The following is a 26,338-nucleotide window of genomic DNA, read 5'->3' as shown; positions in this document are numbered from 1 at the left end:
TCAGATTGTCACACAGTGAAATTCAGGAGAACCGGTCTTTGGCCTTGTAGTACCACCCCGCCACCGGTAAAAACCACGGCTTGCCGAAATAGCCCGGCACCGCCGGCCACGGGTCACGCTGCCAGGGGTTGGCGTCGGCTTTTTCTGCCAGCCTGTCCGCCATCACCCGGCCCATCCACACCGACATCTGCGTGCCGTGGCCGCTGTAGCCGAGGGAGTAGAACACCCCGTCGCGCTCCCCGGCGCGCGGCAGGCGGTCGGCGGTCATGTCCACCAGCCCGCCCCAGCAGTAGTCGAGGCGTGCCTCTGCCAGCGCCGGGAAAAGTTTCAGCAGCCCGGCCTGCAACACCGCGCCGCTGCGCGCATCCGAGGTTGGGTTGCTGACGGCAAAGCGCGCCCGGCCGCCGAACACCAGCCGGTTATCGGCGGTGGTGCGGAAGTAGTTGCCGATGTTCATCGAGGTGACGTAGGTGCGGTTATGCGGCAGCAGGTGGCGCAGCAGCGCCGGGTCGAGCGGTGCCGTCACCACGATAAAGCTCCCCACCGGCACGATGCGCCGCTGGAACCAGGGGAACGGCCCGAGGTTGGAACAGCCGGTCGCCATCAGCACTTTGTCCGCCACTATCGCACCGCGTGGGGTCTCGACCCGGTGGCGATAGCCGTCCAGCCGGGTCAGGGCGGTGACCGGCGTCTGCGGGTGGATCTCCGCGCCGTGGCGGGCAGCCGCCTCCGCCAGCCCGACGCCGAATTTGCCCATGTGCATCTGGCCGCCGCGCCGCTGGATCAGCCCGCCGTGGAACCCCTCCGCAGCGATCTCGTGGCGGACGTCGTCGGCGCTGAGCAGGTCAACCTCCGGGTCCACGGTACGGCGCATCAGCTCATAGGCCGCCTGAAGCGCCGGGAAGTGTGACGCTTTGCTCGCCAGCTTGAGCTTGCCGCAGCGCATAAAATCGCAGTCGATCTGCTCCTGCTGCACCAGCGCCTGCACATACTCCACGGCGTCGGCAAAGGCGTGGTAGTAACGGCTCGCCTGTTCCAGCCCCTGCGACGCGGCCAGTGAGGCAAAATTCTGCGCCACGCCGGTGTTGCAGTGGCCGCCGTTGCGCGCCGAAGCCTGCCCCATCACCTGCCCGGCCTCCAGCAGCACCACCCTGATGCCGTGGCGCGCCAGTGACAGCGCCGCCGACATGCCGGTAAAGCCGCCGCCAATCACCACCACCTCCGCCGAGGCGGGCAGGTCACCGCGGGCCGCGCCGGTAAACGCCGGGGCGGTGGCCTGCCAGAACGATTCAAGTTTCATGCGCGCTCCTTTGCCGGATTACAGGCCGACCACGGCGGGCAGCCCGCCGATATCCCGGATTTCGGTGTAGCCGTAATAAGGCGTGGACGGCTCATGCCCGCGCGACACAAACACCTTGTGGGTGATGCCGAGATCGTGGGCGGTCATCAGGTCATAACGCAGGCTGGAGGAGACATGCAGGATCTCGTCCGGGCCGCAGCCCAGCTTGTCGAGCATGTATTCGAAGCCTTTCATCTGCGGCTTATAGGCCCCGACCTCTTCGGCGGTGATGGTCATGTGGATCGGTGCGCCGAGGCGCGGCACATGGTGGGTGATCAGGTCATTCATCGAGTTGGTGAGCAGCACCAGCGGGAAGGCTTCCGCCACTTTCGCCAGCCCGGCGGGCACATCCAGGTGCGGCCCCCAGGTGGCGCAGGCGGTGTAGATCGCGTCCCCGTCGCGCGGGCTGTATTCCACCTGCCACTTGTTGCAGGTGCGGCGCAGCGCGTTGCTGACCACCTGATCGTAAGGCTTCCACGCGCCGAGCACTTCATCCAGGCGGTAGGCGGCAAAATCACGGACAAAGGCGGGCATCCCCTCCTCACTGACGCGGTCGGCAAAGGTGGCTTTCGCCGCCCCGGCCATATCAAAGTTAATCAGCGTGCCGTAGCAGTCGAAGGTGATGTACTTGGGTTTGAACAGAGCCATGACGTACCTCGCAGTTGGGTAAAAGGGATCAGAAATCGATCAGCACACTTTTGTGGCGCTGACAGGCCTCGAACGCCTGCCGCCCCAGATCTTTGCCGATGCCGGAGCCGTGGAAGCCGCCGGTGGGGATGATGAAGTCGCCGGAGCGGCCGTAACGGTTGATCCAGACGGTGCCGGCGGCGAGGCCGCGCATCGCCCGCAGGGCGCGCGCCAGGCTCAGGGTATGCACCCCGGCGCAGAGGCCATAGGTGGCGTGCGCGGCCAGCGCCAGCCCTTCGGCCTCGTCATCAAACCGTTGCACCGTGAGCACCGGGCCAAAAATCTCCTCCTGCACCGCCGGGCTGTCGGTGCTGACGTTCGCCAGCAGGGTCGGCTGCCAGAAATAGCCGTCGCCGGTGCCTGCAAAGCGCTGCCCGCCGGTGAGGATCTCCCCGCCCGCCTGCACGGCCGCCTGTACCACCGAGGCGACTTTTTCCGCCTGCCGCGCATTGATCAGCGGGGAGTAACGGGTGCTCTCGTCCCAGGTGACACCGGGCTGGAAGGCGGCGCAGCGGGCGATCAGTTTTTCGATCAGCGCATCGGCTATGCCGCGCTGCACAATCAGCCGGGTGCCCGCCACGCACGCCTGCCCGCCGTTGGCGGTGAAGCCGCGCAGGATGCGGTCAGCGACCACATCGGGGTCGCCGGCGTCATCAAACACCAGCTGCGGGCTTTTGCCGCCCAGCTCCAGCGTCACCGGTTTCATGCCGTTGAAGGCGGCATCACTCATGATGCGCGCGCCGGTCTGGGTCGAGCCGGTAAAGGAGACTTTGCGTACCAGCGGGTGCGCCACCAGCGCGCTGCCGGTCACCGCGCCGCTGCCCTGCACGATATTCAGCACCCCGGCCGGCAGCCCCGCCTGGATGGCCAGTTCGGCCATGCGCAGGGTGGAATACGGCGTCAGCTCTGAGGGCTTCAGCACCACCGCATTGCCTGCTGCCAGCGCCGGGCCGCACTTCCACGACGCCATCGACAGCGGGAAATTCCACGGGGTAATGGCACCGATCACGCCATACGGCTCCGGCACCAGCATCCCCAGGCTGGCATCGCGGGTCGGCAGCAGGTCGCCGCTGTATTTGTCGGCGCATTCGGCGTAGAACCGGATCGCCTCGGCGGTAAACGGCAGCTCGTGGTTGATGACGTCCGCGATCGGGCGGGTGGAGACAAGGGCTTCAAGCTGTGCCAGCGTGCCGTCCGCCGCGATCAGATCTGCCCAGCGGCGCAGCACCGCACCCCGCTCCCGCGGCGGGCAGCTTGCCCAGCCGCTCGCCTTGGCGGCGTGGTCTGCCAGGGTGACGGCTTCACCCACCTGTGCTGCGTCCGCCTCGTACAATTCCCCGGCGACCTTGCCGTCTGACGGGCGTTTCACGGCAAACGCCGCGCCCTTGCCCTGACAATAGACGCCGTTGATAAACTGCCCGGCGGGCAGCACCACCTTGTTAGGGTCGAAACTCAGCATGGCATCCCTCCTGTTAGTCGCCGGGTAAAAGGCGCACGGACTCTTTCGCTAACCCATTAATAATTAACGGTGTTAGCGCTGATGGGAGAGATGTTGCAGGTTGCATGCCAGAATGGTGAAAAAAATTTTAATGCGTAAACCGCAGCGGAAAAAAATTTCCTGCCGAATTCGCCGGGGAAATAGCCGCCCGGCTGCGCGGCACAGTTTTCAGGGCGTTGTGAAGCTTTTTTGTGCACCGTGACAGGGCAATTTCCCGCCGCAGTGCACCAGCACCGGAATAAGGTTATGCCTGCCGGGAATAACGCATGGCTGAAAAAAATGTGACGCAAATCACCACTTGCCGTCACCGGGTGGGGCGACTACACTGCCCGGCCCGCAAGGGGTGGGGGGCCAACAGCGGGAATAAATAGCCCGCCGGTGTGGTCGCACTGTGATAACAGCCCCCGGTTTTTCCTTTCATCTTCAGCGCCGGGCCGTGCCTGCCGCCGTCGTTCTTCTTATTTGATTCAAAACGAAGCCGTATTTCATCATGGAAAAAAACAGTTTTACCCCGGCGCCTGCGCCCTCCCTCGCGTTGGCGATCTTTGCGCTGGCGCTGGGCAGTTTTGCCATCGGCATGAGTGAGTTCTCGATCATGGGGCTGCTGGCCGAAGTCTGTCAGTCGATGTCCGTGACGCTGGCGCAAGGCAGCCATTTCATCAGCGCTTATGCGATTGGCGTGGTGATCGGCGCGCCGCTCTTTTCGCTGCTGACCACCCAACTGCAACGCAAACACCAGCTGATGCTGTTTATGGCGCTGTTCCTGGTCGGCAACGCCGCCAGTGTGCTGGCTACCAGCTACCACGCGCTGGTGCTGGCGCGGTTCGTCAGCGGCTTGCCGCATGGCGCGTTTCTGGGGGTGGCGGCGCTGGCGGCGGCCTCGCTGGTGTCACCAGACCGGCGCGGCAAGGCGGTGGGCAATGTGCTGCTCGGGCTGACGCTGGCGTCCCTGCTGGGTAACCCGCTGGCGGCGATGCTGGGGGAGTACATTAACTGGCGCTGGGCGTTCGGCACCGTCGCGCTGATTGCGCTGGTGGATGTGGCGCTGATTGCGGCGATCTTCCCGAAAACCGCGCAGGAACCGGGTGGTTCGCCGCTGAAAGAGATCAAGGCGCTGATGGACCGCCGCATCTGGCTGACGCTGGGGATTGCAGCGATCGGTTTCGGCGGCATGTTCTCGGTGATCAGCTACATCTCGCCGGTGGTGACCTACGCAGTGCACCTCTCCCACAGCTGGCTGCCGGTGATCCTGTTCGCTTTCGGGCTGGGTATGGTGGCGGGCAACCTGGCCGGGGGCTGGGCGGCAGACAAAAAGGTGATGTTGTCGATCTTCTGCGTCCTGCTCTGGAGCATTGCGGTGCTGCTGCTGTTCCCACTGCTGGCCCCGACGCTGTTTGGCGCGATGCTCGGCAGTTTCCTCATCGGCACCAACCTCGCCCTCTGTGCGCCGTTGCAGGTACGCCTGATGCAGGTGGCCGGTAACGCGCAGACGCTGGCGGCCACGCTGAACCACTCGGCGTTCAATATCGCCAACGCCCTGGGTGCCAGCGTGGGTGCTTACGTGGTGGCGAACGGCTACCCGGTGACCTATACCGCCACGTACGGTGCCATCCTGCCGCTGCTGGGCCTGGGGATTTTCCTGCTCTCCCTGCTCGACGCGCGCGCCACCCGCACCCGTGATGTGGTGCTCACCCCCGAAGCGTAAATGCCCGCCCGTGGCCCAGCGGCCACGGGGTCTGTTACCCTGCCGGTTCTTCCCCGATAAACTCACTGAACCTTAACAAATAGCCGTCCGGGTCCTGCACCAGGAACTCACGCTGACATGCTTCTGTTTCACCAATCAGGTAGCGGCTCTCTTTCACCTTCCGGTAGAGGCCGATCTGGTTGGCGGCCAGACTGTCCAGCAGCGGCGTGAGGGAATCGACCTCAATTTGCAGATTGATGCCGCGCCCTAGCGGCGGGGCCAGCGCTGCCACATTCCAGCCCTGAGGGTGGTAAGCCTCCAGCATCAGCTGGGCCTCACCCAGACACAAATAGGCGAAATCAGGATCTTCCCGCCGCACCCTCAGGTGAAAGCCGAGGATGCGCTGGTAGAAATCCAGTGAACGGGCAAAGTCAGTTACCGTGAGCTCCGGCACCATTTTGTTCCAGTAGTTCTGGTCGTCTGCAGCCACACCCTTTTCCTTATGGATCACGATTTACTTATCCATCAATAGCGCTCTCTTCCCCTCGCTATTGCCCTGATTATTCACACATATACACTCCATTAATTATTTAACACTAATTCATTATACGTTTCCATTAATAATCCTTTTTTTCCGGCCGCTTATTTCATACAAATTTTCGATCATTTACCGGGCATCGATCCACCAAACAAATAACACTTATTAAAAGCAACAAAATCATTGCGTTAAATACATTTAATTTATCGTTACCGCAGTTTTAATAATCAATAAATTGATAAGCATCATGATCACCTTAAGATGCCATTCCTGATTTCCAGATACGCTTTCCCGCGTCGGGACAGGGCGTCTTTTTTGAATTGATTATTCACAGGATTTTTAAAAATGAAGAAAGGATTTATTGTTTCTGCCGTTGCGGCACTGGTTCTGAGCCAATCCGCTTTTGCGGCAGGTAACGGTGACGGCACCATCCGTTTTAAAGGCGAGATTGTGGATGCGCCTTGCGTGGTCTCCGCCGACTCCCAAAACCAGGAAGTTAATCTGGGCCAGGTAAAAACCTCGACCTTAAAAGATCCAGGCTCCAAATCCCCGGCGAAACCGTTCCAGATCAAGCTGGAAGAGTGCGATATCTCCCTCAAGAAAAATGTGCAGGTGCAGTTCGACGGCCTGGCCGATGCTGACGGCCGCTTGCTGGTCAATAACGAAGCCGGGGCCGCCACCAAAGTGGCTATCGGCCTGTTCGACAAAGCCGGCGCGGATATTAAGGTAGGCACCGCCACGGCGGCTGAAACCCTGAAAGCAGGCCAGACCGTGCTCTATTACTCCGCCGCCTATGTCAGCAAAGAAGGCGGGGCAACACCGGGTTACGGCAACGGCCAGGTGGACTTCAACGTTACCTACAACTGATGACCTCAGGCGCGCCTTGATTCAAGGTGAGCCGCCATACCCTACGGGCAGCACGATGATTCATGCCGCCCGTTTATTCTTTTCCGGGCGCTACCATGACACTGACCAAAAAACTCCTCTGCTCTTTTTTATGCCTGCTCCCCCTGGCGCAAAGTGCTTATGCGGCCGGGGGTATCGCCATGAGTGCCACGCGCGTGATTTATCAGGGTGATAAAAAAGAGGCTTCACTTACCGTCAGTAACCGCAATGACAAAGAAGCGTTCCTGATCCAGGCCTGGGCAGAGGACGTCAGCGGCAATAAAAAAACCCCGTTTGTCATCACCCCGCCGCTGTTCCGCCTTGATCCCGCGAAAGACAACGTGCTGCGCATTGTGCACCTCGGCGCACCGCTGCCGCAGGATCGGGAATCCGTTTACTGGATTAATGTGAAGGCGATTCCGTCCACCTCCGAGGCCAGCGAGCACAAAAATGTGCTGCAAATTGCCGTGCGTACCCGGCTGAAGCTCTTCTACCGGCCGGCAGGGCTGCCGGGCAATGCCAACGACGCCTACCGCCAGCTGACGTTCACCCGCCAGGGCAATCAGGTGGTGATCCATAACCCCACGCCTTACACCCTTTCGTTTAGCCATCTCGCGTTTGATGGGCGGGATGCCGGGCGCGTCGGGATGGTGCCGGCCAAAGGCCAGATTAGCCAGCCGCTCCCGGCCGGTATGCAGAGCGCGGCCACCGCCACCTATTCGGTGATTAATGATTTCGGGGCCTCAAGCGACACCCTGAATCAGCCGGTTAAATCCTGAATGACACCCTTTCCCTCCTTACCTGAGTGACCATCATCATGCAGCGGATGCAGAAGCCTCAACACCCGGCCTTTGGTCAGCGCTTTATACGTTCGGCCCTGGCGGTGCTGGTGGCCGGTGCCTGTGGCGCGCAGGCCGCGCAGTTCAACCCACGCTTTCTTGAAGATGTCGGCACCGGCAGCGCGCTGGCTGACTTGTCAATTTATGAAGGCGCCACCGGTAAACAGCTGCCGGGGAATTACCGGGTAGAGATTGTCGTTAATGAGCGTAAGCATGAGGTGCGCGAGCTGGCATTCAGCGCCGCGACGGCCGCCCAGCATGCCGCCGGGGAATCCCTGATGCCCTGCCTGAGCCGGGTGCAACTGGCGGAGCTGGGGGTGCGGGTCGGGAGTTTCCCGGCAGTGATGGCGTACCCGGAGGAAGCCTGCGTGCCTTTTACCGAGCTGGTGCCGCACGCCGCCAGCCATTTTGATTTCAACAATCAGACCCTGATCCTCAGCTTCCCGCAGGCGGCGATGGTGCAGACCGCGCGCGGTACGGTGCCGGAAAGCCGCTGGGATGAGGGCATCCCGGCGCTGCTGCTGGACTACAGCTTCACCGGCAGTAACGGGCGCACCGACACTGAATACCGGGAGAACCGCTACACCGATGAGTGGGGCCGCGAGCATGACGACAGCAGCGGCGGGCGCAGTTACAGCAACGGTTACTACCTCAACCTGCGCAGCGGCGTTAACCTCGGGGCCTGGCGGTTACGTAACAATGCCACCTGGAGCCGCTACGACGGGCAGACCAACAGCGACAACCTCGGCACCTACCTCACCCGGAATATTGTGCCGCTGAAAGCCAGCCTGACGCTGGGTGACACCTACACCGCCGCCGATGTGTTTGACAGCGTGCAGTTCCGCGGCGCACAGCTCACCTCGGATGATGAGATGCTGCCGGACAGCCAGCGCGGCTTTGCGCCGGTGGTGCGCGGCATCGCCCGCACCAATGCAGAAGTGGTGATTGAGCAGAACGGCTATGTGATTTACCGCACCTTTGTGCAGCCCGGCGCGTTTGAGATAACCGACCTCTACCCTACTTCCAGCAGCGGTGATTTAACGGTCACCGTCAAAGAGAGTGATGGCCGTGAGCAGCGCTTTATCCAGCCGTTTTCCGCCGTTTCCATCCTTCAGCGTGAAGGGCACCTGAAATACAGCGTCAGCGGCGGCGAGTATCAGGGCGGGAACTATGACTCCGGTAACCCGCAGTTTATACAGGGCCATGCAATTTATGGCCTGCCGCACGGCATCACGGCCTACGGCGGCACGCTGTTCTCTGAAGATTATAATGCCCTCGCGCTGGGGGCGGGTGTCAACCTGGGTGACATCGGTGCCGTCTCGCTGGACATTACCCAGGCAAAAAGCGATCTGGGTGACGGTCGCCATGAGCAGGGGCAATCCTACCGCTTCCTCTATGCCAAAAGCTTTGCCGACAGCGGCACCGATTTCCGCCTGCTGGGCTACCGCTACTCCACGCAGGGCTTCTACAGCTTCCAGGAAGCCACTGACGTGCGCAACCACGCCGACAGCGACTACGCCCGCTACCACCAGCGCAGCCAGCTACAGGGCAACATCACCCAGCAGATGGGGCGTTACGGTTCTGTTTATTTCAGCATGAATTTACAGGATTACTGGGGCGACGACGGCACTCAGCGCTCAGTCAGCGGCGGCTATAACGGCCGCATCGGCCCGGTGAGCTGGGGCATGGCTTACAGCTACACCCTCTCGCCGGACTACGACGACCCGGATCACCTCTTCTCTTTTAACGTCTCGGTACCGCTGGGGCGGGCCTGGAGCTCTTACCGCATGACCAGCGATCTCAACGGGCGCACCAACCATCAGGTCGGCGTCAGCGGCACCGCGCTGGAGCAGCGCAACCTGAACTGGAGCGTGCAGGAGGGCTACGGCTCAGACGGCGTCGGCAACAGCGGCAATGCCTCGCTGGGCTATCAGGGCAGTAAAGGCGACGTCGATCTCGGCTACAACTACTCGCGCGACAGCCACCAGCTGAACTACGGCCTGCGCGGCGGGGTGGTGGTACACAGCCAGGGCGTGACGCTGTCACAGCCGCTGAGTGAGTCGATGATTCTGGTCAATGCGCCGGGGGCGGCAGGGACTCAGGTCAGCAATAACAGCGGCGTGGCGCTCGACCACTTCGGCAACGCGATTATCCCTTACGCCACCCCCTACCGGGAGACCGAAGTCTCGCTGCGCACCGATACGCTGGGCGACAACGTGGATCTCAGCGAACCCATCCAGTACGTGGTGCCGACGCGCGGTGCCGTGGTGCGGGCGCAGTTCACCACGCAGGTGGGCTACCGGGTGATGATGACTCTGACCCAGGCGGATGGCAAAGCCGTGCCGTTTGGCGCGACCGCCACGCTGGCGCAGGAAAAAGCCGCGAAAGCCGCCCAGAGCGGCATCGTCGGCGAAGAGGGCCAGCTCTACATGAGTGGCCTGCCGGAAAAAGGCACCCTGACGCTGAGCTGGGGCAAAGAGGCGGGGCAGCAGTGCCGCGCACCCTATCAGGTGCCGCGCGCCAACGATCAACCCGTCACCGTGGTCACCCTGACCGCGCAGTGCCGTTAAGGATGCAAAACGTGAAAAAGATGATGTGGAAAACAGGCAGTACGCTGATAACGCTGGCCGCCGGGTGGCTGCTGCTGAGTAGCCCGGTAAGGGCGGAGGGCGATTGGGGGCCGTGTATACCAGATGGCCCTGTACATGACTATCATGCCGTGATCGATAAAACCGTTTCTAACCCCGCAGAGAATTACGCCGGGAAATCTATTCCTGGTTTTTATAATTGGAATCTGGGCGGGTTATACTCTGCTATGTGCCCTTGTTCCAATGATGAGTCACAGCTGGCAAATGTCTACTATTCTGGGGAAAGCACACTACCACCGGGGCATACAGAAGGGGGCGTGAAATTTTATAAGATAAATGAAAATCTGGAGTTTGCTGCAAAAGTCTTTATTACCGGGGGTACCCAAAACTATTTTTACGTTCCTTTCCAAAACATTTCAAATAACACCAATAATCGGACTTCTTGCAATATATCATCACAAATATATGGAAGCGGTTCACGAGGCACCCTGGATCTTTATATTGCCAAGCCGTTCGTTGGTGAAAGTATTATTCCAAATACTACCTTATTACAGATGTATGGCGTCAGAGCCTGGAATAGAAGCACAGTAGTTCCTCCGCATGGTTCCATACCTATGGCTACGGTCACCATCAGCGGCCGGGTTGTCGTCCCGCAGGGCTGCGAAATGCCGGCCGGGTACACCACGGAAATCGATTTTGGTGACTACAACGCCCGTGACTTTAAAAACCGCCACGGCGATATGCCCGTCAACGCCCGGGTAATAGAGAAGAAACTTGATTTCAAATGCTCGAATATCTCAGACGGCGTGCGGATCTATTTAAAGCTGGAGGCTAACACCAACCCTGATAATCCTGACGCGATCGACCTGGGCAACCCCGATATTGGGGCCATCGTCACCCGCAAAACCGGCACCGTACTGCGCCCCGGCACTGACGATAATGTCGAGCTTGACGTCGGGCCGCTTAACGGCGTTGACCGTGATGCCAGCGTGACGTTAAAGGCCTACCCGATCAGCACCACCGGCAAGATCCCGCAGAGCGGCGAGTTTGACGGTGTGGCGACCCTCAGCCTGGAGGTGGAATAGCGGATGAACCAGATAACACGCGCCCTGCTGGCGGCCTGCATTGCCGCCCCGCTGCTCTCCCTCTGCTCACAGGCGGAGATGGCAAACATCGGTAAACCCGGTGAACTGCATTTCAAGATCCGTATTATCCAGGGCACCTGCGTACTGGCGGACAACGCGCTGGAGGTGGATCTCGGTACGCTCTACCTGCACCGCAGCAAAGGCGGTAGCCGGGGAAGTGACACCCCCGGCAGCGTACTGGGCGAAAAGCCGTTTGCCCTGGCGCTGGAGGAGTGCGGTGACGTGGCGCACGCCTACGTGAAAATGGATGGCGACGCCGACAGTGACGACCCCACCCTGTTCAAACTCAGCGGCGGCGCGCGCGGCGTGGCGCTGAAGATCAGCACCGCCGACGGGACGCAGCAGCACCCGCAACCCCTTTCCGCCGCGGAGGAAGGCATGAAGTGGAACCTCACCAAAGACCAGAACAACCAACTGGACTACCTGGCGCAGTATGTGGTGACCCAAAACAACCCGCAGGCGGGCCACGCCGAGGCACTGGTGAACTTTTCGATTACCTATGAGTAAGCCCTGCCTGATGCGGCGGCCGGAACAGGTGACACCCTTTCCGGCCGCCGCGCCTTCAGATAAACCGGCTTAAAAAGGCGCGGGTGCGGGGGTGGCGGGGGTCAACCAATATATCTTCCGGCGCGCCCTGCTCCACCACGTAACCGCGATCCATAAACACCACCCGATCCGCCGCCTCGCGGGCAAACCCGATTTCGTGCGTCACCACAATCATCGTCAGCCCTTGTGCCGCCAAATCACGCATGGTGGCGAGCACCTCCCCCACCAGCTCTGGATCGAGCGCGGAGGTGGGTTCATCAAACAGCATCAGGGCCGGTTTGATCGCCAGCGCCCGCGCAATCGCCACCCGCTGCTGTTGCCCACCGGAGAGATGACGCGGGTAGGCATCCGCTTTGTCACTCAGCCCGACGCGGGCCAGCAGTTCATGGGCGTAACGCTCCGCCTCCTGACGGCTCTGCTTGTGGATGCCAATCGGCGCTTCGGTGATGTTCTGTAACACCGTCATATGGGGGTAGAGGTTGAACTGCTGGAACACCATGCCGATGCCGCGCCGCTGGCGGGCAATGGCCCGCGCACTCAGCCGGTGCAGGCGCTCGCCGCGCAGCTGGTAACCCATCTGTTCGCCCTGCACCAGAATATAGCCGCGATCCATCTCCTCCAGGTGGTTGATACAGCGCAGGAAGGTCGATTTCCCCGAGCCGGACGGCCCCAGGATCACCACCACCTCGCCGGGGTTCACGTCCAGATCGATGCCTTTCAGCACATTGTTATCACCATAACTTTTATGTACGTTGCGCGCCTGCACCAGCGGCCGCACCGGATGTTGTTCAGAGTGGCTCATGCGCCCTCCTTATAAGATGTCCCTGGGTGGGCAGGCGCTGCCGGGGCGTCAACCCTGGGTGAGCGACGTTTGGTGGCCGGAACAGCACGGCGCGTGCCGCGGGCGTAATAACGCTCAATGGCCGATTGCGCGAGGTTCAGCAGGGAGGTAATCAGCAAATACCAGATCACCGCCACCATCAGCATCGGGATCACTTCAAACGTCCGGTTATAGACCGACTGCACCGAGTAAAGCAGGTCGCCCATCGCAATCACACTCACCAGCGAGGTCGCCTTGATCATGCTGATCAGCTGGTTGCCGGTCGGCGGAATAATGGAGCGCATCGCCTGCGGGATGATAATCCGGCGCAAGGCCCGCGCCCGCGACATACCAAACGCCTGCGTGGTCTCGACCTGGCCGTTATCCACCGACATCAGCCCTCCGCGGATAATCTCCGCCATATAGGCCGCCTCATTCAGCGCCAGCCCGGCAATCGCGGCCGTCAGCGGTGTGATCAGGTCATTGGTGTTCCAGCGCGCCAGCTCCGGCCCGAACGGAATGCCCAGGCTGACGTAAGGGAACAGCGTGGACATGTTGTACCAAAAGATCAGTTGCACCAGCAGCGGCGTCCCTCGGAAGAACCAGATGTATAACCCGGCCAGCCCGCGCAACAACCGGCTGCCGGAGAGGCGCGCCACCGCCAGCAACAGGCCGATGATCACCCCCAGCAACATGGACACCACCGTCAGGCCAAGCGTGACACCCAACCCCTTAATCACTGACGCTTCGGTAAACCACTGCGCCACCACCTGCCACTCAAAGTTCTTATTGGTGGCGACAACCCACAGAAAATAGGCCGCCAGGGCGATCACCACACCCCACGCCAGCCAGCGGCCCAGCCCGGCCGGGGCGTGGGCGAACTCAACATTACGGTGCTGCTCCAGTGCCTTGACCGAGTATGCCTGCGTATCGCCATCCTTGATTGCCGGGGCTGGGCGAGACGTTTCTCTGCTCATTGGGTCGCCTCTTTTGCCAGATTAATGCCCGGTGCCTTGATCATATTATTTTCCAGGCCCCATTTTTTCATGATGATGGCGTAGGTGCCGTTATCAAACAGGGTCTGGAACGCGGCCAGCACCACCTTGCTCAACGGCGAATCTTTCGGCACCACCGCGCCCTGGAAAATGTCATGGAAGCCGTTTTTCTTGCCGACCCCGGCCAGTTCCAGCTGACCATTGGTTTTAGACACGAAGTAAATCAGCGGTGCCTGTGAGGAGAAGAAGGCATCGGAACGGTTGGAACGCACCGCCAGAATAGAAGTCGGCTGATCCACAAAGGATTGCACGTGCACCGCCGGTTTCCCCGCCTCGGTGCAGCGGGCAGATTGCGTGCGGATCACCTGTTCCGCCGAGCCGCCCGCCATTACCGCAATGCGTTTGCCGCAGGTATCCTCCAGCCCGTTAATCTTTTCCGGGTTCCCGGCATGGACAGCGAACACGACAAATTCCTGCACAAAATCGATAAAGGTATTTTTAGCCTGCCGGTCCGGGTAATCCCCAATCGGCCCGAACCCTAACTGGTAACGCCCGGAATTTACCCCGCTGAGCAGCCCGGATAAGCCGCTGACCGAGGCGTGGTGAATGGTTACGCCCAGCAGTTCACCCATCGCGTTGGCGAGGTCGGCGCTGGCCCCCTCCAGGGAGTTGGTGCTGGTGGCAATCTCATACGGCGGGAACGAACCGTTGTTGACCGAGATGAGCGACCCCGATTTCTGGATGTCAGCCGGCAGCATGGCGCGCAGCGCCGGATCCACGTTTTGCGCCGGTACCGTCACACTGTCGGCCGCAAAACCGGCGACAGAAAAACAGGCAGCGATAAGAACAGCAAGTTTGCAAAGGTGTTTTGTCATCTTCTCTCTTTCCTGTGTGGCTAACCGGGCCGGGGTAAAAGCCCATTATCCGGCCTGGGAGTCTGTCCATTACGCGGCCCGGTTTCTCAGGCCGCATTCTCTTTACCGGGCGCGGAACAACCATTTTGGTGGAATAACCGTCTCATAAACGGCCAGTGTTAACCGGTTTACGTCTGCGTGTTTAATAGGAATTACTTATCCCGGCGCAGCTGCGGGGTGGCGAAACACCGGTTTTCCAATACCGGCAAGACCTTCCGGGCATGCGCCAGCCGGGCCTTGTCCAGATCGGCAAACACCAGCGCCGGGCCTTCAGCGGCACGGGCAATCGCCACGCCCAATGGATCGACGACCATGCTGTTGCCGATGTTGCGCTCGCCACACTCGCCGACCGCCACCATATAGGCAGTATTCTCCAGCGCACGCGCCGTCACCAGCACATCCCAGTGCGCTTCTTTCAACGGCCCTTTTACCCAGGCGGCGGGCAAGACCATTACCTCTGCCCCATCCAGCGCCAGGCGGCGCGCCATCTCAGGGAATCGCACGTCGTAGCAGGTCATCAGCCCCACGTTAAACCCGGCGACCTCCACCAGCGGCGGCACCTCGTTACCGGGCGTGACGTTTTTGGATTCCTGCATAGAAAAGGCGTCATAAAGATGCAGCTTGCGGTACTGCGCGATAATTTCGCCGTTACGCAGCGCCACCAGCACATTCCAGGCGCGGTCATCGCCGGTCGGTGTGTGAACACTCATCATGGTGGTCAGGGAGTTGCCGCGGCTGGCCGCCAGCAACTGGCTCATAAACGGCCCATCCAGCGGTTGTGCCGCTTTGAGCACCAGATCCGGGTCAGCAATGTCACGCGCCAGAATCCCCTCCGGCAACACCAGCAGGTCAGCCCCGCCCTCCTGTGCGCGGGCCATCAGCCCCAGACAGGTCTCTGCGTTAACCGGCCACTCGCGGGCCACGGCAAATTGTCCTAATGCTACTTTCATGAACGCTCTCCTCTTAACAGGTGTGGGTCAGCGCATAGGCCGGGAACAGCTCAGCCGGCGTCAGGCAGCGGGTGGTCAGCCCCTGTACATGCAGTTCTGTGCCGAAGTTGGCGATCATCTTTTCATTGGCGGCAAAGCCATTGGCATTCCAGTCCGGCGGCAGGTCGCGGGCGGTACGGCGCAGGTCGTCCAGCAGCCACGGGGTGGTGTCAGCGTATTTGGCGCGTTTATCCATCCAGACCTGATAAGCGCGGTCAATCACCTCGCTTAAGGCCTCCGGCAACCACGGATGGGCATCGGCAACGACCGGTTTTAACGCCAGCAGATGAATACCGGGGATGTAACCCACCTGATGGAAATAATCGATCTCCGCCTGCCGGAAATCAGGCTGAAGCTGGCGGAAGCCGGAGTCCGGCGCGAAAAAGCCTTCCGGCATAAAGGGCGTAAACACCGCGTCCAGCTCCCCCTCTGCCAACAGGGCCATCAGCGGGCGCTCACCGGCTGCCGCCTCAATCCGGCCGGGGCGGCCAAAGCCGTTCAGGCGATCCACCACCGGGTGATCCTCCGTCAACCGGCCGACAAACCATTGCGTGTCTTCGATGCCGACCCCTTCCCGGCGCAACAACGCACGCGTCCAGGTATTGCCGGAGTCCTGCCAGCCGGTCAGGCCGATGCGTTTGCCTTTCAACTGGCTGAGCGTGGTCAGCGGGCTGTCGGTGGTGGTGATGATGCAGCGCTGGCGGAAGCCACGCATCAGGAAATGCGGCAGCGCCAGCAGATCGTTTTCACCCCGGGCGCGCCCCTGGGCATAACGGCTGAATGAGACCTCGCCGCCGTCGTAGGCGCTGTGGGTGGTGAGATCCCCCACCAGTGTACCGACCCGGTGAAGCTCAAGCGTAAAGCCTTCCGGCGTAACATCCCCGAGCGCGAGGGGCGTTAAATAGTCCCAGTCCCGTACGGCCAATCTGAGTGTAATGGTCACATTGCTCCCCTGTAACTATGGTTATCTTGTTGATATAAAAATGAATAATATCAATACGGTTAATTTCTCACCGCGCTTTGATCGTTTTTTGATGCTAAATGTTTAGTTTTCTCTGTACAATCATAACTTTGTTACTGAACAAATGGGTTTCTTATGACCGGGATGATTGATGTCAACTGGCTGGCAGCGCAGCTCAAGAACCGCACCATGCGCGGCATCGCCCTCGATACGGCGACGCTTATCCGTTCCGGCAGCATCAAGGTCGGTGCGCACCTGCCTTCCGTGCGGGAACTGGCGCAGGCGCTGAACGTCAGCCCTGCCACGGTATCGGCGGCCTGGGGCCAGTTGCGGCGGCAAAAAGTGATCGCCGGGCGCGGCCGCAACGGCATATGGGTCTGCGGGGACCGGGTCTCGCCCCGGCCGATACGGTTCGAGCAGATAGGCAACTTTGGCGAGCATATCGTGGCCGATCTGGTGATGGCGTCGCCTGATCCGGCCCTGTTGCCCGATCTCACTCAGGCATTGATCAGCGCGGCCCACACGCAAAATCTTCACAGTTACCAGCGCGAAGCGATCATGCCGGTACTGCGTGACGCCGTAGAGCCGACCTGGCCCTACCGCGCCGGGGCCTTTATGGCCACAGACGGCGGGTTCGACGGGATGAACCTGATGCTGCAAACGCTGATCATGCCCGGTTCGCAGGTGGTGATTGAAGACCCGACGGCCTCACGGCTGCTCGATATGCTGGATAACATCGGGGCGACGGTGCTGCCGGTGGCGTGTGATGAAGAGGGGCCAATGCCTGACCAGCTGGCGGCTGCCCTGGCGAAGAAACCGGCGGCCTTTATCTACCAGCCGCGTACCCATTCCCATTGCGGCCATGCCGTGACAACGTCACGCTTTAATGAACTGGCTACGGTGCTGGCGGGCTTTGACGGTTATATTTTTGAGGATGACGGAATAGGCGATCTCTCTGCGCATCCGGCGCGCAGCCTCGGCACGTACTACCCGGAGCGCACGGTTCATGTGCGTTCCTACTCCAAGGTGTTCGGGCCGGATCTGCGTATGGCGGTGATGTCCGGCCCTGCCGCGCTGATTAAACAGATCCAGTCATTCAGGAACTTTGGGGTCGGCTGGAGCAGCCGCCTGCTGCAACACGCCACGGCCTGGTTATTGCAGGACGCGGACACGCTGAAAGGGGTGGCGGCGGCCCGCCAGATCTATGCTGAACGCCGCGCCGCCCTGGTCTCAGCACTGGCACGCCGGGGCATCACCGTCCCGGCGCGGGACGGGCTGGCGCTCTGGCTGCCGGTGCCGTCAGAGCAGTATGCGCTGGTGACGCTGGCCGCCCGTGGCTACGCCGTGCTGCCGGGCAAACGCTGTTTGTTGGGCGAGGGGCAATTTATCCGCATCAGCACCAGCCTGATCAAAACCGAACAGGCAGAGGCCGTCGCGGAGGCGATTGCGCTGGCATACGGTGATTAACAGGGGACAGAAAGGGGAATGCGCCGGGGCAGACCCGGCGCAGAAACGTCAGCGCAGTTTCACCTGTTTGCGCAGGTAGAGCGCCAGCAGGATAAAGGTCAGCAGCCCGATCGCCGCGCCGGTTTCGCCGATATCCCCGAGTGACGAGAAAAGAATAATCTGGTTGCCGAGCAGCGCGCCGAGGCCGATGCCCAGGTTCACAATCGACGAGTAGATCGACATGATGATGTCCGGGGAGTTGGCGTCCGTCGCCAGCACTTTCACCTGGAACGACAGGTTCACCATCATGATCGCCATGCCCCAGAACACGCTCAGGATCAGCATCTCCACGGCGTTGGTCGCCACGAAATTGAGCAGGAACATCGAGAGGGTGATCATCGCAATCGACACCATCAGCAGCGTGGTGGTAAAGCGCTCGCCCATAAAGCCGAACAGCAGGCTGCCGAGGATGCCCGCCCCGCCGAACACCAGCAGCAGCAGAGTGGTAAAGCCGTCGCCCATCTGGCCGATCTCTTTGATGTACGGCTCAATGTAGCTGTAGGCGGTGTAGTGCGCGGTAAACACCAGCGCGGTGAAAATATAGAGGCAGAGCAGCATCGGGCGGCGCAGCAGGGCCGGCACGCTTTTCAGCGAGGCGTGGTGCTCACTCACCAGCGGCGGCAGCAGTTTGTAGAGCATCACCAGCGTCACCACGGCGGAGACGCCGATCGCCACGAAGGTCATGCGCCAGCCCAGCAACTGGCCGATGATCCGCCCCAGCGGCAGGCCAAGCACCATCGCCAGTGCGGTACCGGTCGCCAGCATACTCAGCGCCTGGGTTTTCTTGCTTGGCGGTGCCACGCGGATGGCGATCGACGCGCTGATCGACCAGAAAATCGCGTGCGCCAGCGCGATGCCGATGCGCCCCGCCACCAGCAGCCAGAAGTTCCAGGCCACCACGGAGAGCACATGGCTGAGGATGAACACCACGAACGTCCAGAGCAGCAGGGTTTTGCGCTCCACCTTGCTGGTGACCAGCATCAGCGGCAGCGACATCAGCGCCACCACCCAGGCGTAGATAGTCAGCATCCAGCCCGCCTGCGCGGTATCGATGCCGTACGTCTGGGCGATGTCCGTCAACAGCCCCACCGGCACAAACTCGGTGGTATTAAAAATAAAAGCACTGATGCTGAGCAGCAGCACGCGCGACCACTGCACACGGCGCGACGTCTGAGGGAGTTCCGAAAGGGTATCAGTCATGATGCAATCTTAAGCGTCCTACTTTGAAGTGAAAATATTTTGAGACTCTCATCGCAAAATTATAATGATTTTATTGAAGTCTAGACATAAGAATGTATCGCAGCAACCTGCGATAGCGCGTTGATCTTAAAAAAGAGAAGCCAGAAAAAGCGCGGAGAAAGTGTACGCGTTTAGGCCGTTTTTTTCGCTGTGCACTTTGCGACAATTTACCCGCCCTTTCCCAGCCCGTTATCCATTTCCCGGCTAACCAAATCCACAAAAAGCATTTAATAATTAGGCATATATTATTCCGATAAAGCCGTTTTCAATTCAGCTTCAGCTCGTCAGGATGGGGGCATTCCGTGCGGCGCAGCGGCATTGGCACGGTCACCCTGATTCCCTGAGATGAGACGAAAACATGCGTAAAAAAGGATTCACCCCCCTGTTCAGCGCGGCGGCCATCGGGCTGGCGCTGGTCGCCTCCTCTGCCGTGGCGGCAGAGAAACCGGACACCGTCAATATCGGCTACCAGAAGGCCAATATCTTCGCGCTGCTGAAATACCGCGGCACGCTGGATGAAGATTTTAAAAAACAGGGGATTAAGGTGCGCTGGGTGGAGTTCCCCGCCGGGCCGCAGATGCTGGAGGGGCTGAACGTCGGCAGCATCGACCTGGCGGCCACCGGTGACGCGCCGCCGACCTTTGCCCAGGCGGCGCAGGCCGACCTGGTCTACCTCGGCCACTCCCCGGCGAACCCGAAAACCGAAGCGATCGTGGTGCCGGAGAACTCCCCGATAAAAACTGTGGCAGACCTGAAAGGCAAACGCGTCGCGCTGAACAAAGGCTCGGACGTGAACTACCTGCTGGTCAGCGCGCTGGAAAATGCCGGGCTGAACTACAAAGAGATCACCCCGGTCTACCTGCCGCCCAGCGACGCCCGCGCCGCCTTCCAGCGCGGCTCGGTAGATGCCTGGGTGATCTGGGACCCGTTCTACGCCGAAGTGGAAACCAACGCCAAGGCCCGCCTGGTTAAAAATGCCGAAGGGCTGGTACCGCACTACACCTTCTACCTGGCCAGCCGCAAATTTGCCGACCACTACCCGGACACCGCGAAACAGGTGCTGGACGAGCTGGCAACGCTGAGCAGCTGGGCGAACAGCCACCCGGATGAGGCGGCCGGTATTTTGTCGGCGTCGACCGGGTTGCCGCAGCCGATCTGGGCGCGGGCGCTGGCACGGATGCCGTTCGGGGCGGAACGTATGACGGCGGAGGTCTTCACCCGGCAGCAGGCGCTGGCGGATAAATTTACCCAGATCGGCCTGCTGCCGGTGAAAGTGGATGTGCGCAGCGCCACCTGGTCACAGGATGCCGCACTGAAGCAGTGATCAATCCGGGCGGCGTCCCGGCCGCCCGTTTTCTCACCGGTTGCCTGAAGGTTTACCCGCCGTTACCAATCTGCCAGACAAACACCGGCTCCTTGCCGTTCACCTCCCACTCCCCCACACTGCGGAGTTTGTAGATCACCGGGTTATGGGAGGCCACCGTGCGCGCATTGCGCCAGTGGCGATCCAGCGCCTTGCTCAGCCGGGTATCTGACGCACCCAGCGCATTGAACAGCTCCGTGGCGGCGCGCGGTACCAGGTCGCTGGCGATCGCCTGCGCTTTCGCAGCATCGATTTCCGCGGCCACGTTCAGCGCCTGCAACTGTGCCTCATCGTCCGACAGGTGCGCCTCATAGGCCTGTTGCAGGGAGTGCGCGGCCTGCAACACCGTGGCCTCGGTGGCGTATGCCCAGGAGGCGATCTGCCCGACCACCTGCAACACCTGCACATCATCACGCACCTGCCCGGCGTTGCCGTGGCTGTAAACCCGGCGGCGCTGCTGCACTTCCTCTTTTACGTCCCGCAGCACTGCCCGCGCAATCCCGGCCAGCGTCGCCAGCAACACATGCTGGTAAAACGCCGTCTGGTAGCGGAAACGCGTCGCGAAGTCATACACATGATCCTGCTCGACGTCCGCCTGCACAAAGCGCGTGGTGCCGCTGCCGGTCAGCCGCTGGCCGAAGCCGTCCCAGTCATCCTCACGCGTCACCGCCGGCTGGTGGGTACTGACGAGGGCGATCACCGCGCCGCCGGTATCACTGCGCTCGGCAAACACATCGATCCAGTCGGCAAACAGCGTGCCGGTGCTGTAAAACTTCTCGCCGTCCAGCCGCCAGCCGCCGCTCTGCGGGGTGACTTTGGTGTTGACCTCACCAAGCTTAACGTTGCCGATCTCCGTCCAGCCGCTGCCGACAATCTCGCCGTCAATAAAGCGGCGGAACCAGCGGTCGCGCGCCGGGGAGTCGGGCTGGTTCAGGCGGTCCTCCACAAAGGCCACGTGCGCCCGCAGCGCCTGCGGCAGGTTGGAATCCGCCTCGGCCAGCTCGATCAGCAGACTGAACAGCTGCGGCAGGGAGGCCCCAAACCCGCCTTTCTCACGCGGGATGCGCAGGGTGCCGAAGCCCGCCTCTTTCAGCCACTGAACCGGCTCGGTCGGCAGGGTGCGGGTGCGTTCACGTTCACGCGCCCCCTCGGCGATGCGGGCAAACACCGGGCGGAAGCGCGCCGCCAGTCCGGCATAGTCAGTGCCGGTTGAGAGCAAAGTCGTGGTCATAAAGAATCTCCTTCGGGTTGGTGATCGTCAATGTCATGGCGGGTCGGCTCAAAACGAACCACCAGCAGGAAAAGAATCGGGATCAGGGCGCTGAGCGACACCACCCAGAACATATTGGTGCCGAGGGACGCCTGAAGGATCGGCAGGATAAACAGCGCCAGCGCGCTGCCGATGCCGGAGAGCGAGCGGCTGAAACCGACGCCGGTGGCGCGGATCGAGGTCGGGTAGGAGAGCGCCGGGTAGATCATCAGCTGTGCGCCGGGGCCGAACCCTTCAGCGAACAGCCAGAGGCCCAGCATCAGTATCGCAAAGCCGATGCCCAGCGCCGCCTGCGGGTGGCCGATCAGGGCCAGCGCCACCAGGGCGATGAATTGCAGTGCGAACCCGGCTATCGCCACGTGGCGCGACGGGTATTTCCACGCCAGCCGCATCCCGAGCAGCCCGCCGGTAAAGGCGAACAGCGCATTCAGCCCCAGCGAGGCGGAGATGGTTTCAAATACGCCCGCGCCAAGGAACTGCGCCAGAATCGACGGCAGGAAAAAGGCGATGGCGGTGTACTCAAACGAGATACAGACGTTCATCACCCCGGCGACAATGGTGCGTTCGCGGTAAGGCTTCTCAAACAGCACGCGGAAGCCCACTTTCGGCGCGGCGGGTTTCGCCGCCTGCGGGGCATCCGGTTCCGCCTCATGGGCGTGGATGCCGTAGGAGTCACGCAAAATGCGCACCGCCTCTTTCAGGTCACCCTGGCTGGCAGCCCACAACGGCGACTCATTCATAAACCGGCTGCGCACCGCGATAATAATCAGTGCCGGTACGGCACCAAACAGCAGCGAGGCGCGCCACAGCCAGTCCAGGTGCTGTTCCGGCAGCAGGAAGTAGAGGCCGAAAATGATGAAGAAACAGACCGAGGAGGCGGCGTACCACATCGGGCACCAGGCCGCGAGCCGGGAGGCTTTGTTCCCTTTGCCGCTGAATCTGGAGAACTCCGCCAGGTAGGCCATCGCCACCGGCAAATCGATCCCGACGCCGATGCCCATCAAAAAGCGCGCGCCGATCAATACCCAGACGTTGGGGGCCAGCCCGGCGGCAATCGCCGACACCACAAAGAACAGCATGTCGGCCATAAATACTGAATAGCGGCCATATTTGTCGGTGAGCCAGCCGCCGAGCAGGTTGCCGACGATGGTGCCGATCATAATCGACGAGGTGACCAGCCCGGTCAGGGTCGGGGTCAGGCTGAATTCGCGCACCACATCGTCGATGCCGTAAGAGAGCGTAGTGAGATCGTAAGCGTCGAGGAAAACCCCGCCGAGCGCGAGAAACACGATCATGCGGGCGTAGCTGTTTTTGTCACTGCGGGTGTTGATCAGCCGCGCCACGTCACTGGCTGAGCTGACCGGCGCAGAGTGTCGCGGGGGAACCGCCAGGCTGTCATCTATCGGTAAAGTGCTCATGGCTTCTTCTCTGTTAAGCAGGTGAGAAGAGGTTATAAGCATTGCCCGCTGACATCACAAACAACAAAAACTGCTTTTAAATGCTGATTATTCAAAAAGATAGCCTGAATGACACCCAACAGAAAACCCGGGTCAGCCTGCGCGGACCCGGTCAGGTAACACCGGAACACTTACTGGGCGGAGACCGGCACCAGCACCCCTTTCACCAGCGGATCGTCGGTCTCGCGCAGCCACGTCTGGACGCGGGGGTCAGCAAAGGCCTGCTGAAGTTTGACGATGTTCTCATCCTTCAGGTAAGGCGTGCCGATCACCAGTTGCGAGGCGAAAGTCTTCGGTGCCGGCGGGAACAGGATGCCTTTCTCACGCGGCACTTTACCGGCGTCAAATTGCGAGACGTAGCCTATCGCCGCATCCACCGAGTTCAGGGCGCGCGGCATCGTCAGCAGATCCAGCTCCTTGAAGACGAACTTGTGCGGGTTCTCGCGGATGTCCCGGAGCTTCGCCGTACGCGGCTCGACCGCCGGGTCCAGCCCTATCAGGCCAATGCGTTGCAGCAGCCACAAGGCCTGCCCCTGGTTGGCCCCGTCATTCGGCACCACAATCTCTGCCCCCTGCGGTAGCGCCTCAACCGAGGGGTAGCGGTCAGAGTAGATGCCGAACGCCCACTGGAAGACCGGCTGCACCGGCGTCAGTTTAAACCCGTTGGCATCCACCACCTGTTTCAGCCACCACTGATGCTGGTATACCGTGGCGGCGAACTGCCCCTCCGCCACGGCCCGGTCAGCCTGCACCGGGTCCTGCAACCCGGTAGCCACCAGCGTCAGGCCGTAATCGGGCGCAATATGTGTACCGATGTACTGGATCAGGTGCTCCTCCCCGGCCATCGCCGGTTCGAAATGGATTTTCAGCGTGCTGCCGAACGTGGCCTGTCGCGGCTGCCCGGCGTGCAGGTGCCAGGCGGCCCCGGCTGCCGCCACTACCACCACCCCGGCCACCAGCCACGGCCAGCGCCTCTTTTTCGCAATGCTAAAACCTGGGTTTGCCATGATTATTTTGCTTCCTGGTGAGGTTGTAAGGCGGCAACCAAACGGTCGCCCAAGAGTTGAATCAACTGGATAGTCACAATCAACACCACGATGGTGGCGATCATGATGTGGTTATCAAAACGCTGGTAGCCATAGACCACCGCCAGGTAACCGATGCCGCCTGCGCCGATGGTGCCGGCAATCGCCGAATACTCAATCATGGCGATCAGGTTGAGGGTGATGGCTGCTACCAGCGCGGGCAGTGCCTCGCTCAGCTGGGCGCGGGTGATGATCTGCCAGTATGAGCCGCCCGACACCAGCCCGACCGCCGTGACGTCCGGCGGCAGGTCACGCAGGGCGTTTTCCACCAGCCGGCCAAAGAACGGCACCCCGGCGACCACCATCGGGATAATCGCGGCGGGAATGCCGATGGTGGTGCCGGTCAGCCAGAAGGTGAACGGGATGATCGCGGCCATCAGCACCAGAAAAGGCAGTGAACGGCCGATGTTCACCAGCCAGCCCAGGGTGTGATGGAGCGCCGCGTGCGGAAACAGCCCGCGTGATGAGGTGTTGAACAGAATGACGCCGACCGCCCCGCCAATCGACACCACCAGCAGCATCACAATCCCGACCATCAGCCAGGTTTCGCCATACGCCGGCAGCATCAGCGGGGCAATCTGATCCCAGGGGGTATCCCGGCTCATGACATCTGCGGAAGGGGTCATATCGCCTCCTGCCAGACCGGCGCGCTGTGGAGGATTTCAGCGGACAGCCCCAGCTGGTGCAGCTGCTGAACCAGTGACTGCGCCGCCACCGGTGCCTCATTAAAGCGCACGGCGATGCGCACCCGCCCCGCCTGCCGGTCGCCAATCACCTCAACGTGCCCGCCCAGCAGATCGATATGCAGATTGCCCTGCCGGCTGAGGCGGCTGATCCAATCCGTCGCCACCGGCACATGGGTGCCGTAGGTGACCTGCAACAGCAGATCCCCACCGCCCTCCAGCGCCCGCAGGGGAAAGAGCTGTTCCCCCAGCAGGGAACCCGGCTGCGCCAGCAAGTCCCGCACCCGGCCCTGCTGGACCAGCCGGCCGTCGCGGATCTCCGCCACCGCATCTGCCGTGCTGCGTACCACGTCCATCTCGTGGGTGATCAGGATGATCGACAGGCCAAACGCATCACGCAGCTGCGTCAGCAGGTGCAGAATCGCCGCGGTGGCATCGGGGTCGAGGCCGGAGGTGGCCTCATCCGCCAGCAGCACCGAAGGTTTCAGCGCCAGCGCCCGCGCAATGCCGACGCGCTGGCGCTGGCCGCCGGATAGCTGCGCCGGGTAGCGGGCCGCCTTATCACTCAGCCCGACGCTCTCCAGCAACGCACCGACATGCTGTTTGATCTCATGCGGCACCACGCCCAGGTACTCCAGCGGCAGCGCCACATTCTGCCAGACGGTTTTCCGTTGCAGCAGTGCCGAGCTCTGGAACACCGTGCCAATCGCCCGGCGTTCACGGCGCAGCGCCTCACCGGTCAGCAGCGAAAGATCCTGGCCATTCACCCGGATACTGCCGCGGGTGGGCTTTTCCAACAGGCTGATGCACTTGGCCAGCGTCGATTTCCCGGCCCCGCTCGGCCCGACGATGGCCGTGATCCCGCCCGCCGGGACGCGCAGCGAAATCCCTTTCAGCACCTCCGCCACCGCACCGGAACGGCTGCGGTACTGTTTATGCAGGTCATCGATCTCAATCATGATACCCCCGCCGCCGGTACCTGTGTGACATTGTCACGTTGCGGCCACCGGTAGCCGGTCGCCGGGTGCGGTGCCGCCAGCCGCGGCCCCTGGCCGAAGAGTTTTTCGCGCATCGTGCCGGGCGCGTAGTCTTGTTTATAGACGCCGCGTTTTTGCAACTCCGGGATCAGCAGCTCCACCACATCGGTAAAGGTCTCGTGCGTCACGGCGTAGGCGAGGTTAAAGCCGTCGACGTCCGTCTCCTCCACCCAGCTTTGCAGCTCATCGGCCACTGTTTCCGCGCTGCCCACCAGCAGCGGGCCAAAACCGCCGATGCCGACCCAGTCCGCCAGCGCCTGCACCGTCCAC

23 protein-coding genes and 1 pseudogene are annotated in these 26,338 nt (G+C 61.4%); 8 read left to right on the top strand and 16 right to left on the bottom strand.

Going from position 1 to position 26,338, the window contains the following annotated elements; translation table 11 throughout:
* Nucleotides 1–22: 22 nt before the first annotated feature.
* The 3 genes from CYR32_RS06495 to CYR32_RS06485 are packed head-to-tail and all read right to left on the bottom strand — an operon-like array spanning nt 23 to nt 3,485.
* Nucleotides 23–1,300, bottom strand: a complete 1,278-nt coding sequence (locus CYR32_RS06495) for an NAD(P)/FAD-dependent oxidoreductase (protein WP_101823582.1) — start codon at nt 1,298–1,300, stop codon at nt 23–25.
* Nucleotides 1,301–1,318: 18 nt separating this feature from the next.
* Entirely contained in the window at nt 1,319–1,987 is a 669-nt protein-coding gene (locus CYR32_RS06490; protein WP_101823581.1) for a haloacid dehalogenase type II, read from the bottom strand.
* A 28-nt stretch (nt 1,988–2,015) separates the two neighbouring features.
* Nucleotides 2,016–3,485, bottom strand: coding sequence for an aldehyde dehydrogenase family protein (locus CYR32_RS06485; protein ID WP_101823580.1), 1,470 nt, complete (start codon nt 3,483–3,485; stop codon nt 2,016–2,018).
* A gap of 529 nt (nt 3,486–4,014) precedes the next feature.
* Between CYR32_RS06485 and CYR32_RS06480 the strand changes: the two genes are divergently transcribed.
* A complete protein-coding gene (locus CYR32_RS06480) occupies nt 4,015–5,229 on the top strand; it encodes an MFS transporter (protein WP_101823579.1) in 1,215 nt (404 codons plus the stop codon).
* A 34-nt stretch (nt 5,230–5,263) separates the two neighbouring features.
* Here the strand turns inward: CYR32_RS06480 and CYR32_RS06475 are convergent, their stop codons facing one another.
* On the bottom strand, nt 5,264–5,665 hold the full coding sequence (locus CYR32_RS06475; RefSeq protein WP_101823767.1) for a bleomycin resistance protein: 402 nt from the start codon (nt 5,663–5,665) through the stop codon (nt 5,264–5,266).
* A gap of 426 nt (nt 5,666–6,091) precedes the next feature.
* Here CYR32_RS06475 and CYR32_RS06470 point away from each other — a divergent pair, with 426 nt between their 5' ends.
* The 5 genes from CYR32_RS06470 to CYR32_RS06450 all read left to right on the top strand — a co-directional run bounded on the left by CYR32_RS06470 (nt 6,092) and on the right by CYR32_RS06450 (nt 11,710).
* The gene (locus CYR32_RS06470; protein WP_101823578.1) at nt 6,092–6,613 is read left to right on the top strand and encodes a fimbrial protein; all 522 of its coding nucleotides are present in this window, start codon (nt 6,092–6,094) and stop codon (nt 6,611–6,613) included.
* A 95-nt stretch (nt 6,614–6,708) separates the two neighbouring features.
* Nucleotides 6,709–7,410, top strand: coding sequence for a fimbria/pilus periplasmic chaperone (locus CYR32_RS06465; RefSeq protein ID WP_101823577.1), 702 nt, complete (start codon nt 6,709–6,711; stop codon nt 7,408–7,410).
* Nucleotides 7,411–7,457: 47 nt separating this feature from the next.
* On the top strand, nt 7,458–10,040 hold the full coding sequence (gene lpfC / locus CYR32_RS06460; RefSeq protein ID WP_101823766.1) for an outer membrane usher protein LpfC: 2,583 nt from the start codon (nt 7,458–7,460) through the stop codon (nt 10,038–10,040).
* A 632-nt stretch (nt 10,041–10,672) separates the two neighbouring features.
* On the top strand, nt 10,673–11,143 hold the full coding sequence (locus tag CYR32_RS21645; RefSeq protein WP_165698190.1) for a fimbrial protein: 471 nt from the start codon (nt 10,673–10,675) through the stop codon (nt 11,141–11,143).
* A gap of 3 nt (nt 11,144–11,146) precedes the next feature.
* On the top strand, nt 11,147–11,710 hold the full coding sequence (locus CYR32_RS06450; RefSeq protein ID WP_101823575.1) for a fimbrial protein: 564 nt from the start codon (nt 11,147–11,149) through the stop codon (nt 11,708–11,710).
* Between the two features lie 55 nt (nt 11,711–11,765).
* On the opposite strand, the gene CYR32_RS06445 is transcribed toward CYR32_RS06450, so the two are convergent.
* From CYR32_RS06445 to CYR32_RS06425, 5 genes are all read right to left on the bottom strand, one after another.
* On the bottom strand, nt 11,766–12,551 hold the full coding sequence (locus tag CYR32_RS06445; RefSeq protein ID WP_101823574.1) for an amino acid ABC transporter ATP-binding protein: 786 nt from the start codon (nt 12,549–12,551) through the stop codon (nt 11,766–11,768).
* On the bottom strand, nt 12,548–13,546 hold the full coding sequence (locus tag CYR32_RS06440; protein WP_101823573.1) for an amino acid ABC transporter permease: 999 nt from the start codon (nt 13,544–13,546) through the stop codon (nt 12,548–12,550). Before CYR32_RS06440 ends, CYR32_RS06445 begins: the two co-directional genes overlap by 4 nt.
* The gene (locus CYR32_RS06435) at nt 13,543–14,439 is read right to left on the bottom strand and encodes an ABC transporter substrate-binding protein (RefSeq protein WP_101823572.1); all 897 of its coding nucleotides are present in this window, start codon (nt 14,437–14,439) and stop codon (nt 13,543–13,545) included. The genes CYR32_RS06440 and CYR32_RS06435 overlap by 4 nt, the downstream gene beginning before the upstream one ends.
* A gap of 191 nt (nt 14,440–14,630) precedes the next feature.
* On the bottom strand, nt 14,631–15,428 hold the full coding sequence (locus tag CYR32_RS06430; RefSeq protein ID WP_101823571.1) for a deaminated glutathione amidase: 798 nt from the start codon (nt 15,426–15,428) through the stop codon (nt 14,631–14,633).
* Nucleotides 15,429–15,441: 13 nt separating this feature from the next.
* A complete protein-coding gene (locus CYR32_RS06425; protein WP_101823570.1) occupies nt 15,442–16,410 on the bottom strand; it encodes a substrate-binding domain-containing protein in 969 nt (322 codons plus the stop codon).
* Between the two features lie 153 nt (nt 16,411–16,563).
* On the opposite strand from CYR32_RS06425, the gene CYR32_RS06420 reads away from it, so the two are divergent.
* Nucleotides 16,564–17,895 (top strand): aminotransferase class I/II-fold pyridoxal phosphate-dependent enzyme, encoded by a 1,332-nt coding sequence (locus tag CYR32_RS06420; RefSeq protein ID WP_101823569.1) that lies wholly within the window; start codon nt 16,564–16,566, stop codon nt 17,893–17,895.
* Between the two features lie 48 nt (nt 17,896–17,943).
* Here CYR32_RS06420 and CYR32_RS06415 read toward each other — a convergent pair whose 3' ends face one another.
* Nucleotides 17,944–19,134, bottom strand: a complete 1,191-nt coding sequence (locus CYR32_RS06415) for a sugar transporter (RefSeq protein ID WP_101823568.1) — start codon at nt 19,132–19,134, stop codon at nt 17,944–17,946.
* A gap of 397 nt (nt 19,135–19,531) precedes the next feature.
* On the opposite strand from CYR32_RS06415, the gene CYR32_RS06410 reads away from it, so the two are divergent.
* A complete protein-coding gene (locus tag CYR32_RS06410; RefSeq protein ID WP_101823567.1) occupies nt 19,532–20,497 on the top strand; it encodes a sulfonate ABC transporter substrate-binding protein in 966 nt (321 codons plus the stop codon).
* A gap of 52 nt (nt 20,498–20,549) precedes the next feature.
* Here CYR32_RS06410 and CYR32_RS06405 read toward each other — a convergent pair whose 3' ends face one another.
* The 6 genes and pseudogenes from CYR32_RS06405 to CYR32_RS06380 all read right to left on the bottom strand — a co-directional run.
* Nucleotides 20,550–21,767, bottom strand: coding sequence for an acyl-CoA dehydrogenase family protein (locus CYR32_RS06405; protein ID WP_101823566.1), 1,218 nt, complete (start codon nt 21,765–21,767; stop codon nt 20,550–20,552).
* Nucleotides 21,764–23,224: an MFS transporter gene (locus CYR32_RS06400; protein WP_101823565.1), complete on the bottom strand. Its 1,461-nt coding sequence runs from the start codon at nt 23,222–23,224 to the stop codon at nt 21,764–21,766. The genes CYR32_RS06405 and CYR32_RS06400 overlap by 4 nt, the downstream gene beginning before the upstream one ends.
* Before the next feature lie 170 nt (nt 23,225–23,394).
* Nucleotides 23,395–24,270 carry a MetQ/NlpA family ABC transporter substrate-binding protein gene (locus tag CYR32_RS06395; RefSeq protein WP_101823564.1) on the bottom strand — a complete coding sequence of 292 codons (876 nt, stop codon included), beginning with the start codon at nt 24,268–24,270 and terminating at the stop codon, nt 23,395–23,397.
* A 2-nt stretch (nt 24,271–24,272) separates the two neighbouring features.
* The gene (locus tag CYR32_RS06390) at nt 24,273–24,974 is read right to left on the bottom strand and encodes a methionine ABC transporter permease (protein WP_101823563.1); all 702 of its coding nucleotides are present in this window, start codon (nt 24,972–24,974) and stop codon (nt 24,273–24,275) included.
* On the bottom strand, nt 24,971–25,990 hold the full coding sequence (locus tag CYR32_RS06385) for a methionine ABC transporter ATP-binding protein (RefSeq protein WP_101823562.1): 1,020 nt from the start codon (nt 25,988–25,990) through the stop codon (nt 24,971–24,973). The genes CYR32_RS06390 and CYR32_RS06385 overlap by 4 nt, the downstream gene beginning before the upstream one ends.
* A pseudogene (locus CYR32_RS06380) lies at nt 25,987–26,338 on the bottom strand (5,10-methylene tetrahydromethanopterin reductase); the annotation flags it as partial. The pseudogene CYR32_RS06380 and the gene CYR32_RS06385, both read right to left, overlap by 4 nt.

This window comes from Chimaeribacter coloradensis (genome assembly GCF_002858715.1).
In the GTDB taxonomy this organism is placed as follows: Bacteria; Pseudomonadota; Gammaproteobacteria; order Enterobacterales; family Enterobacteriaceae; genus Chimaeribacter; species Chimaeribacter coloradensis.
Note: the sequence above shows the minus strand (reverse complement) of the source record. Positions and strands in the feature narration are given on the sequence as shown.